Raw genomic sequence first — 10,882 nt, forward strand, 5'->3', positions numbered from 1 at the left:
AACCCTCTTTCCTTACCCCAGAGGCCAGGTGAAATCACGCCCGGCCAGGAGGTGAAAATGGATGTGGAATACCGATTGCCCGACCCCTTCGCCATTGTTCTGCACCACGCGAAAGCCGGAATCGGCGTATCCCTTCTGACGGGCTATTTCCCCCGCCTTTCTCATGATAGAGCCGACAAGGGCGTCGTCCTGTTCGGTCATGTCGAGACAGTTGACGAAATGCCTCTTTGGCAGAAGGAGGAGATGTAAGGGCGCTTTGGGGGCAATATCTTCGATGACCAGAATCTGGTCGTCTTCAAACACCTTTTTTGACGGTATTTCGCCGCGGATGATCTTGCAGAAGATGCACGCGTCCATGGTCGATCCCTCCGGTATTTCCAGCAATATCAAAAACTCCCGGTTGCCGTCCGCCCCCAGGATAGGTGAATCGCACACCCCGCGCACCAGGACGCCAAGCTCCGTTGCGGCCCGCCTGACACCTGCGACGGCCTGCTCGTGAGCGGCCGGGTCGCGGACGATGCCCCCCTGCCCCACGTCGCCCCGGGGCACCTCGAACTGGGGCTTGATCAAGGCGATGATACGGCCACCCGGCCGCATAAGCCCGACCACGGCCGGCAGGACCCTGGAGAGCGAGATAAAGGAGGCGTCGATGACCGCCAGTGCCGGTACTTCATCGAACCTGTCCGGGGTAAGGTGGCGGATGTTGGTCCGCTCCAGATTGACGACCCGCGGGTCCTGGCGCAGTTTCCACGCCAATTGGCCATACCCCACGTCCACCGCAAAGACCTTGCGGGTCCCGGCCTGCAACAGGCAATCGGTGAACCCGCCGGTGGAGGCTCCCACATCCAGGGCAACCAGATCGTCCACCTCCACGCCGAATGCGTCCAGCGCCTTCCTGAGCTTGAGGCCGCCCCGGCTGACGTAGGGGAGAATCTCTCCCTTGATGCGGATCTCCGCATCGCCCGTCACCTGCTGTCCGGCCTTGTCGGCGGCATGGTCGCCCACCACCACTTGGCCGGCCATGATGAGGGCCTGGGCCTTTTTCTGGGTGGGGGCCAGGCCGCGTTGGACCATCAACCTATCGAGGCGCTGTTTTACAGCCATTTTCTGAATCCGCGACGCAGGAATGCCGTAGTGTCCGGATGAGCCGGAGCCCGCACGCCGCCACGTCGTAACAAATTTTTCACTTGCGAGGACCGCGCCCGGATTTGCGGCAGATTTGACTTGGCCGATTGAGCAAAACCGCAGGCGTAGCAGCGCTACGCCGAGGATTTTGCGATTGAGGCCGAGGCAAAGATGCCGTGAAGACGGGATGCGGCATTAATCTACGATTTCAGACTTGGTAAACAGGGCTTTCAGCCAATATCCTTCGGCCTCGATGTTCTCCCGGCCGCCTTCCTCCCGGTCGACCAGGGTGACGATGCCCAGCACCTTCAGCCCCTCTTCCTCGGCCCGGCGCACGGCCTTCATGGAGGAACCGCCGGTGGTGACCACGTCTTCGACGATCACCACGCCGGTTCCGGCGGGCAGGTTCTTGCGCCCCTCCAGCCATTGGCCGGTGCCGTGTCCCTTAGGCTCCTTGCGGATGATGAAGGCGTGCATCTTCCTGCCGTCCAGATGCGCGGCAATAGAAGTTGCCGTGGCGATCGGGTCGGCTCCCAGGGTGATGCCCCCCACGGCTTCCACCCCTGCCACGTCCTTGATCGCCTCGTAAAAGAGCTTGCCCACCAGAAAACCGCCTTCGGCGTGCAGCGTGGTCTGTTTGCCGTCAAAATAGAAATCGCTCTGCCGGCCGGAGGCCAGGGTTACGAGCCGTTTTTCATAGGACAGCTCCAGGATGATCTTCTTCAGTCTTTCGCGGTCACTCATTTTCGCTGTACTCCTCTCCAAAAAGTCCCATCTGCGGCTTCAAAACCGGTTTTGGGAATGCAACCGGGTAGGTCCCGGCAAAACAGGCCTTGCAAAAACCGGTATTCTCCAGGCCGACCGAATTGACCAATCCCTCTTCGGACAGGTATCCCAATGAATCTGCGGTGATATAGCGGCAGATCTCGCTGAGCGTGTGGGAGGAAGAGATCAGCTCCTTGCGGTTGGGGGTGTCGATGCCGTAGTAGCACGGGTAGCTGGTGGGGGGGGAAGAGATGCGCATGTGCACCTCCTTGGCCCCGGCGTTGCGTACCATCTTGACGATCTTGCGCGAGGTGGTGCCGCGCACGATGGAGTCGTCGATCACCACGACCCGCTTGCCTTTGAGTATCTCCCGCACCGGGTTGAGCTTGATCTTGACCCCGAAATGGCGGATGGCCTGGGCCGGCTCGATAAAGGTCCGTCCCACGTAATGGTTGCGGATCAGCCCCATCTCGAAGCTGATGCCGGATTCCTCGGCGTAGCCCATGGCTGCCGGCACGCCGGAGTCGGGAACCGGGATGACGATGTCGGCATCGACGCCGTGCTCCCGGGCCAACTGCCGCCCCAGTTCCTTGCGGGCCAGGTACACATTCTTGCCGAAGATATAGGAATCGGGCCGGGCAAAGTAGACGAACTCGAAGATACAGGGGGTCGGCTCGACCTTCTTGAAGGGAAACAGGGACTTCAGATTACCGTCCTTGGTGCAGACGATCATCTCGCCCGGCTCGATCTCCCGCACGAACTCGGCCTCGATCAGGTCCAGGGCGCAGCTTTCCGAGGCCACGACCCAGGCATCTCCCAGCCTCCCCAGACAGAGGGGGCGGAAGCCGTTGGGGTCGCGTACGGCGATCATACGGGTTTCGGTCAAAAACAGCAGGCAGTAGGCGCCCTTGATGCGGTTCAAGGCGTCCACGATGCGGTCCACCAAGGAATTGGTGTGGGAGATGGCCAGGAGATGGATGATGATCTCCGTATCCATGGTGGTCTGAAAAATGGAGCCGTAGGCCTCCAATTCTGCCTTGAGCAGTTGGGCGTTGACCAGGTTGCCGTTGTGGGCCACGGCAATGGAGCCCCGGGAGTAGTCCACCATGATCGGCTGCACATTCTTCTCCACCGAGGCGCCGGCGGTGGAGTAGCGCACATGGCCGATAGCCGACTTTCCGGGGAGTTTTTTGAAAACCTCCTGGTTGCCGAAGACATCGGCCACCAGCCCCATACGCTTGTGGGCGTGCAGGCTCGTTCCGTCCGATGAGACGATGCCGCAACTTTCCTGTCCCCGATGCTGAAGGGCGTACAGCCCCAGATACGTCAGGTTGGATGCTTCTGGATGGTTATAGACGCCGAAAACACCGCATTCTTCGTGTGGCCGGGTAAAATTCATTGATTAAGGCTCCGTTGTGCCGATTTTAAACGAGATTTTTCCTCACATACTCCGCCGCGTTACGGTACAGCTTCAGTCCATCCCCCTCTTCCGGCAATTCTTCCCGGGTCCAACGGGGATGTTGGGTGTAATGCACAAAGGCCTCGGGGTGGGGCATCAGACCCATCAGGCGGCCGGTCGGGTCGCACAGCCCGGCGATGGCGTTCTGGGCTCCGTTGGGATTCAGGGGGAACTCCATGGTTGCAGCCTCGTAATCCGGACCGGAATATTTCAGTACCGCCAGGTGCTCCCGTTCGATGCGCTCCAGGGTTGCAGGCGAATCGCAGAGGAATTTTCCCTCACCGTGACGCATCGGCAGGTAGATGCCTTGCTCGATCCCTGTGGTGAAGACGCTGGGCGAGGCCGCATCGGTCTTCAGATACACCCACCGATCCTGAAAACGGCCGCAGTCGTTAAAGGTCAGGGTCGTGCGCTGCGTCAGGAAATCGCCGTCAAAGCCGGGCAACATGCCCATCTTGACCATCAACTGGAAGCCGTTGCAGACCCCCAGGATCAGCTTGCCGGCACCGATGAAACGGGTGAACTGCTCCACCAGTTTTTCGCCCGTACCGGCAACGCCGGCGTGTTTCAAGCGGTTGGCCTGGGCCTTGGCGCTCCCCAGGTCGTCCCCGTCCAGAAAACCGCCGGTCAGGTTGAGGAAATGGAAGTCGTCCAGCCGGACCTCTCCGGAGAGGATCTCGGCGATATGGGCGATGACCGCCTCGTCGAAGCCTCCCAGACGGCATGCATGGGCCGCCTCGGTCTCGCAGTTGGTGCCGTTTCCGGTGATGACGATGGCACGGATCTTTTTCATGTCACAGCTCCCTCAATGTCTTCTGCCAGGCTTCCTTCAACTCCGCCAGCCCGGCACGCACAACGGCGGCACCATTCAGTCCCACGATGGCGAGCACCGGCTCCGGGGTCACCACGCCGATGGCGGCGAAACAGTTACCGCTCATGATGTTCTCAAATTCTTCCCGTTGTTCGGGGTGAACCGTAACAAGATGGCGCGATGCCGATTCGGAAAAGAGCAGCGTCGCATCGGATTTACCCGCCATGTCCCCCTTCCAGAGCACCCGGGAGAGTTCCATGCTCATGCCGTACCCCCCGGCAAAGGCCGACTCGGCCGCGGCCACGGCCAGACCGCCGTCGGAGAGGTCGTGGCAGGAGGCCACCAGCCGCTGTGTGACCGCCTGATGGTAGGCTTGGTAGCGTCGGTAGGCCCGGCCGGTGTCCACCAGGGGCACCTTGTTGCCGATGGCGCCCTTGAGGGCGAAATATTCGGAACCGCCCAGCTCGTCGCCGGTCTTGCCCAACAGATACACGATGTCGCCCGGCCGTTTCACGTCCATGGTGACGGCCTTGCGGGCATCCTCGATCTTGCCGATCACCGAGAAGAGCAGGGTCGGCGGGATGGAGATCTTGGTGGAGCCGTCGTAGAAATCGTTCTTCATGGAATCCTTGCCCGAGATCAGCGGCAGGTTGTAGGCCATGCAGATGTCGTACAGCGCCTGATTGGAGCGCACCAGTTGGGCCATTTTGTAAGGGCCGTCCGGGGTCTTCTCCGACAGGACCGGGTCGCACCAGCAGAAATTGTCCAGGCCGGCCACCAGGTCGAGGGAGCCGCCCACGGCAACGTAGTTGCGCAACGCCTCGTCGATGGCGTTGGCGGTCATGTGGTAGGTGTCGATGTCGGAATAGCGCGGACAGATACCGTGGGCCGTCACCACCCCTTCAAAGGACTCCAGGATCGGCCGTACCACGGCCGCGTCGGAGGGGCCGTCGTTGGCAACGCCGCTGAACGGCTTCACCACCGAGCCGCCCTGGACCTCATGGTCGTAACGGCGCACCACCGACTCCTTGGAGCAGATGTTGAGCGCTCCGAGCAGGGCGGCCAGATCGCCGGAGTAATCTCCCTTGACCTCGACAGCCGGCTCTGCATGCCGGGGCGGTTCCCATTTGGCGGGGAGTTGCAGCGGCGGCAGCCCCTCGTGCATGAACGCCATGGGCAGCCAGGCTACGGTGCGGTCATCGTAGAGGATATGGAATACGCCGTTGTCGGTGAATTCGCCCAGCACCGTGGCCTCGACGCCGAAACGTTTGGCCATGGTCAGGAACTCGTCGATCCGTTCGGGCGGCACCGCCAAGGACATGCGTTCCTGGGCTTCGGAGATGATAATTTCCCAGGGGTTGAGTCCGGGATATTTAAGCGGGGCTTTAGCGAGGTCCATGCGGCAGCCGCCGCACTCGCCGGCCATCTCGCCCACCGAGGAGGAGAGCCCCCCGGCGCCGTTGTCGGTGATGAAGCGGTAGAGCGCCTTGTCCCGCGCCCGGATCAGGAAGTCGAACATGCGTTTCTGGGTGATCGGGTCGCCGATCTGCACCGCCGTGACCGGCGAGTTCTCGTTCAACTCTTCGGACGAAAAGGTGGCGCCGTGAATGCCGTCCTTGCCGATACGGCCGCCGGTCATCACGATCAGGTCGCCCGGTTTGATGGATTTCTCGTGGCTCGGCTGGCCGTTGATCTCGCTCGGCATGATCCCGGCGGTACCGCAGAAAACCAGCGGCTTGCCGGCGAAACGCTCGTCAAAGACCAGTGAACCGTTCACCGTGGGGATGCCGCTCTTATTGCCGCCATGCTCGACCCCCTCCACTACCCCTTCGTAGATACGGCGGGGATGGAGCAGGCGCGCGGGGAGCGCTTTTTCATAGAACGGGTCGGCGAAGCAGAACACGTCGGTATTGAAGATCAGCTTGGCCCCCTGGCCGGTGCCGAAGGGGTCGCGGTTGACCCCCACAATGCCGGTCAACGCCCCGCCGTAAGGGTCCAGGGCCGACGGCGAGTTGTGGGTCTCCACCTTGAAGACCAGCGACTGCTGGTCGTTGAATTTGATCACCCCGGCATTGTCCTTGAACACCGACAGGCAGAAGTCCTTATCGCCCAATTTAGCGCGCACATCCCTGGTGGTCCGCTGGATGAACGACTTGAACAGGGATTTGATCTCCTGCTTGTTGCCTTCTTCATCCTCGTACTGCACCGTACCGGAAAAGATCTTGTGCTTGCAGTGTTCCGACCAGGTCTGGGCCAGGCACTCCAACTCCACATCGGTCGGGTTGGCGCCCAGGCCTACGGTGGCGCGTTCCGCCACTACCTGCGTATCGCGGTAATGGGCCTGGATGATCCGCATCTCCTCCAGGGTCAGGGCCAGAACCCCCTCCTTGCTGATACGCAGCAACTCCCCGTCAGACACGTTCAGATCGATTTCCCTGACCTCGGCCTTGGCCTCGGCCAGCACCTTGGGGACCGTCGGTGCAAAACCGCGCTTGGCCATGAAATCGGCGGCCGAGAGCACGCTGTAGCGCTGAATGAGGGTGTTGCACAAGAGGCCGGTGGCGATTTGCTCTACATCGGCGACCTCAAAGGCGCCCTTCAGCAGGTACTGCACCGAATAGTAAACCCCTTCACCGGAGACGAAAGGACGGCCGGTCAGGTATTCCACGGCCTCCCGGGCGGTGCGCCCCACGTTGTCGGTCACGCCGGGGCGGAAGCCGACCTCCACGGCAAAATCGAAACCGGCCGCCAAGGGCCGTTCGATGCTCCACTCCTGGATCACCGGGTCGCTGAACGGGCCTGCCGCGGCCTGTTGAAGCTCCTCCGGCGTCAAGGCGGCATCCACGGTATATACGTCGATGGTGCGGACCTCGTCCACCGCCAGATGCAGGAAATGCTCGATCTCCCGCTTGATCCGTTCGCCGCGGGCGTCGCGGACGCTCTCCTTCAGGGCAACTTCAATTCTGTGCGCCATGTCAGTTGGTTCCTTTTTCCATGATCACCGTCCTGATGGGGAACGGGATTTCAATGCTATTTTCGGTAAAGCGGCGAATAATCAGCGAGTTGACCTTATCGGTGGTATCAAACAGGCGGGAGTACTCCTCCACCCAGAAAAAGAGCGACATATCCAGGGCCGAATCGCCAAAGGAGACAAAATACGCTTCGGGCGCCGGGTCGCGCAGCACATCCTCCACCTCCAGGGCCGTGGCCACCAGAAGCGCCTTGACCCTATCCACGTCGCTGCCGTAGGCCACGCCGATATTGATGCGCCCCTTGGCGCGGACATCCGGGAAGGCCTGGTTGATCAACATGGTATTGCACAGGTCCGAGTTGGGGATGATCAACAGTTGGTTGTCCATGGTCTTGATCTTGGTGCTGCGCAGGCCGATACCGGCCACATCCCCCACCTGGCCGCCCGACAGTTGGATGCGGTCGCCGATCCTGAAGGGCTGATCGAGCATGAGGGTGAAGCCGGAGATCATGTGGGCCAGGGTATCCTTGGCGGCCATGCCGATGGCCAGGGAGCCGATGCCGAGTGCGGTGACCAGCGAGAATATGTCGTAGTTGAAATGCTTGAGGATGACGATCAGAGCCGCCCCCATCAGGAACAGCATGGTGATCTTTTCCGCAATCGGGATCATGTGCCGGGAGATCAGGGCATCGGTATCGTGCTGCCGGCCGGCGATATACCACTGCAACAGTTCGTCAAAGGCGTGGTAGATCAGGTTGAAGACGATGATCACCAGGACAATGAAGAGAACGCCGGAGAAGACCAGTATCAGCTTTTCATGCAGCGGCAGGGAACGGATCGCCAGATAGATGCCCGATGTGACCAGAAGCCGCGAGACATGGGGGGTAATGCGGTGGAGGATACGGTCGTCCAGGTCGGTGCTGGTGAAGGAGGCCAGCCGCTTGCCCCACTTGTCCAGCGCCATGACGATCAGTTGGGCCAGCATCCAGAAAATGGCCAGGATCAGGAGCGCGCCCAGGATTTCCTTGGCCCAGAACAGGATGGGGCCGTCCGTATCCAGCGGCCGGAAAAGCCCTTGGATAATATCCAGCATTCTATTCACCGAAGACTCGCTTGAAGATGGTATTGACGTGCTTGAGGTGATAGTTGAGATCGAACGATTCGCGGATTTTGGCTTCGCCCAGGGCGCCGACCACATCCTGGTCGGCCAGCAGTTCCTCCTGGAAATCCTTGCCCTGCTCCCAGACCTTCATGGCGTTGCGCTGCACCATACGATAGGCGGCCTCCCGCGACACCCCCGCCTGGGTCAGGTCAAGGAGGATCTTCTGGGAGAAGACCAGCCCCTTCATCTTGTTCAGGTTGTCCAGCATATTCTTGGGATAGACCACCAGGTTCTTGATCAGACCGCTCAAGCGGCGCAGGGAAAAATCGAGCGCCACCGTGGCGTCCGGGGCGATGTAGCGTTCCACCGAGGAGTGGGAGATGTCCCGTTCGTGCCACAGAGCCACGTTTTCCAGCGCCGGGATGCACATGGAGCGGATATAGCGGGCCTGTCCGGTCAGGTTTTCGGAGAGGATCGGGTTACGTTTGTGGGGCATGGCCGACGACCCCTTCTGCCCTTTGCTGAAAAACTCTTCAGCCTCCAGCACCTCGGTGCGCTGCAGGTGGCGGACCTCGATGGCAATACGCTCAAGGGACGAGGCGATCAGCGCCAGGACACAGAAGTACTCGGCATGACGGTCACGAGGGATAACCTGGGTCGAGACCGGCTCAGGCGTGAGCCCCATCTTTTTACAAACATACTCTTCCACGTAGGGGTCGATATTGGCGAAGGTGCCCACTGCCCCGGATATGGCGCCAGTGGCGATGTTCTCGCGCGCCGCGGTCAGTCGCTGGCGGTTGCGCTGCATCTCGGCATACCAGGAGGCCAGCTTGAGGCCGAAGGTGACCGGCTCGGCATGAATACCGTGGGAACGGCCGATGCAGACGGTATCCTTGTGTTCCAGGGCGCGCTCCTTGATGGACGCAAGCACCATATCCAGATCGGCCAGCAGTTCATCGGCGGCCTGGACCAACTGCACCGACAGGCAGGTATCCAGCACATCGGAGGAGGTCATCCCCTGGTGGATGAAGCGCGCCTCCGGCCCGACATATTCGGACACCGAGGTGAGGAATGCGATCACATCATGCTTTACCTCGGCCTCGATCGCGTCGATACGGGCGATATCGAAGTTCCCCTTCTCACGGATGACCGGTACCACCTCCTTGGGGATGACGCCCAATTCGGCCTGGGCCTCACACGCCAGGGTCTCTATCTCCAGCCAGATGCGGAAACGGTTCTCGGGCTCCCAGATGCGGGCCATGTCGGGACGGGTATAACGTGGAATCATGTAGCCTCCGTGCGGAAACGGTCTTTTTCCGCCCTGGCCTCGGCTATCTGCGGCCTTGCTTGTGTCGGCCTTCGCCGACCAATTTCACACCGTGAAATTGTGCGCCGGTTATTGCTGCCTCCGCGCAACGCCTTGATATCCAACCCCAGAACGAAAAAATCCGCGTTTCTGAATTTTGTCTATGAATTAAACTTCCAAAACATCACTTGCCGAGTATTGATCACCGATCACGATCCGGGGAGCGCAGACGTTCTGGTTGCGCAGAAAGGTGTCGGTGGTGCGGACCACGTGGTCGGGGTGGTTGTTGACCTCGGACAGATGGGCCATCACCAGCGCCTCCAGCCCGGCGTGGGCCAGATCGAAGAGCAGTTCCAGCGATTCCTCGTTGGAAAGATGGCCGTGGCGCGACTTGATGCGCTGCTTCAGCTCCCAGGGATAGGGGCCGTTCATCAGCATCTCCACATCGTGGTTCGATTCCAGGTTCAGCGCCCGACACCCGCGCAACTTTTCCGCCACAAGGCGGGTGGCGATCCCCAGATCGGTGGCCGAGCCGCAGCGCCCCTCCCCCGACTCCAGGATAAAGCCGACCGGGTCGCAGGCGTCGTGGGTAATGGGAAACGGATCGACCTGCACGTCCCGCAACGTCAGGGCGCAACCGGCTTCAAACTCGATCAACTGCGTCTTGTGCAGGTATTTCTCCGCTTTTTTGCACACCAGATGGCTGGCGACCACCGGCACCTTGAACTTGCGGGCAAAGGATCCCACACTGCGGATATGGTCGATATGCTCGTGGCTGACCAGCACGGCATGGACTGCGGCGGCATCAATGCCCCGGGCCTCCATGCGCAGCAATGTTTCGCGCAGCGATAGCCCCACATCGATCAACAGACGCGTATCGCCTGTTTCGACGTACAGACAGTTGCCTTTGCTGCCGCTGGCCAGCGAACAGATTTTCACACGGACTCCAGGATTCCCGGACTGACGAAGCACATGCCCCAAAATGGCATAAACAACAGAAGGATTTCAGACAGTTATGGTTGACGCACGACGGCGTTTATGTGGCTTAATAATAAACACTACTTATACTCGAAGCGCAGAATAGTTTCAAGGGTTATCATGGTATCCTTACACCACATTCTGTGAATGGTGAATAGTAAGACGTGAATAAAGAGCTGACCGTGCCCCATTCACCATTCACCATTCACCATTCACCATTCACCATTCACCATTCACGATTCACGATTTCCGTGAGTCCAAACGCAAGCGAGCCCTTCAGGTATGATCCTGAAGGGCTCGTTGTTTTTAATTATTCCCGGCGGCGACCTACTTTCCCACACAGCTACCCGTGCAGTATCATCGGC

Annotated in this window: 8 protein-coding genes; all 8 read right to left on the reverse strand. The window is 60.3% G+C overall.

Annotated features, from left to right (window positions below):
* Positions 1–12 precede the first annotated feature (12 nt).
* The 8 genes from ET418_RS17765 to ET418_RS17800 all read right to left on the reverse strand — a co-directional run bounded on the left by ET418_RS17765 (position 13) and on the right by ET418_RS17800 (position 10,478).
* On the reverse strand, positions 13–1,104 hold the full coding sequence (locus tag ET418_RS17765; protein WP_149309948.1) for a TlyA family rRNA (cytidine-2'-O)-methyltransferase: 1,092 nt from the start codon (positions 1,102–1,104) through the stop codon (positions 13–15).
* A 216-nt stretch (positions 1,105–1,320) separates the two neighbouring features.
* Positions 1,321–1,869 carry an orotate phosphoribosyltransferase gene (pyrE, locus tag ET418_RS17770; protein WP_149309950.1) on the reverse strand — a complete coding sequence of 183 codons (549 nt, stop codon included), beginning with the start codon at positions 1,867–1,869 and terminating at the stop codon, positions 1,321–1,323.
* The gene (purF, locus tag ET418_RS17775; protein ID WP_149309952.1) at positions 1,862–3,289 is read right to left on the reverse strand and encodes an amidophosphoribosyltransferase; all 1,428 of its coding nucleotides are present in this window, start codon (positions 3,287–3,289) and stop codon (positions 1,862–1,864) included. The genes pyrE and purF overlap by 8 nt, the downstream gene beginning before the upstream one ends.
* Positions 3,290–3,314: 25 nt before the next feature.
* Complete coding sequence (locus ET418_RS17780; RefSeq protein WP_149309954.1) at positions 3,315–4,142, reverse strand: phosphoribosylformylglycinamidine synthase subunit PurQ; 828 nt, start codon at positions 4,140–4,142, stop codon at positions 3,315–3,317.
* A gap of 1 nt (position 4,143) precedes the next feature.
* Positions 4,144–7,134 carry a phosphoribosylformylglycinamidine synthase subunit PurS gene (locus ET418_RS17785; RefSeq protein ID WP_149309966.1) on the reverse strand — a complete coding sequence of 997 codons (2,991 nt, stop codon included), beginning with the start codon at positions 7,132–7,134 and terminating at the stop codon, positions 4,144–4,146.
* Position 7,135: 1 nt separating this feature from the next.
* Positions 7,136–8,224, reverse strand: coding sequence for a mechanosensitive ion channel family protein (locus ET418_RS17790; protein WP_149309968.1), 1,089 nt, complete (start codon positions 8,222–8,224; stop codon positions 7,136–7,138).
* Between the two features lies 1 nt (position 8,225).
* Complete coding sequence (purB, locus tag ET418_RS17795) at positions 8,226–9,521, reverse strand: adenylosuccinate lyase (RefSeq protein ID WP_149309970.1); 1,296 nt, start codon at positions 9,519–9,521, stop codon at positions 8,226–8,228.
* Between the two features lie 186 nt (positions 9,522–9,707).
* The gene (locus ET418_RS17800; RefSeq protein ID WP_149309972.1) at positions 9,708–10,478 is read right to left on the reverse strand and encodes an MBL fold metallo-hydrolase; all 771 of its coding nucleotides are present in this window, start codon (positions 10,476–10,478) and stop codon (positions 9,708–9,710) included.
* Positions 10,479–10,882: the final 404 nt, after the last annotated feature.

The sequence above is a fragment of the Oryzomonas rubra genome (assembly GCF_008369015.1).
GTDB lineage: Bacteria > Desulfobacterota > Desulfuromonadia > Geobacterales > Pseudopelobacteraceae > Oryzomonas > Oryzomonas japonica.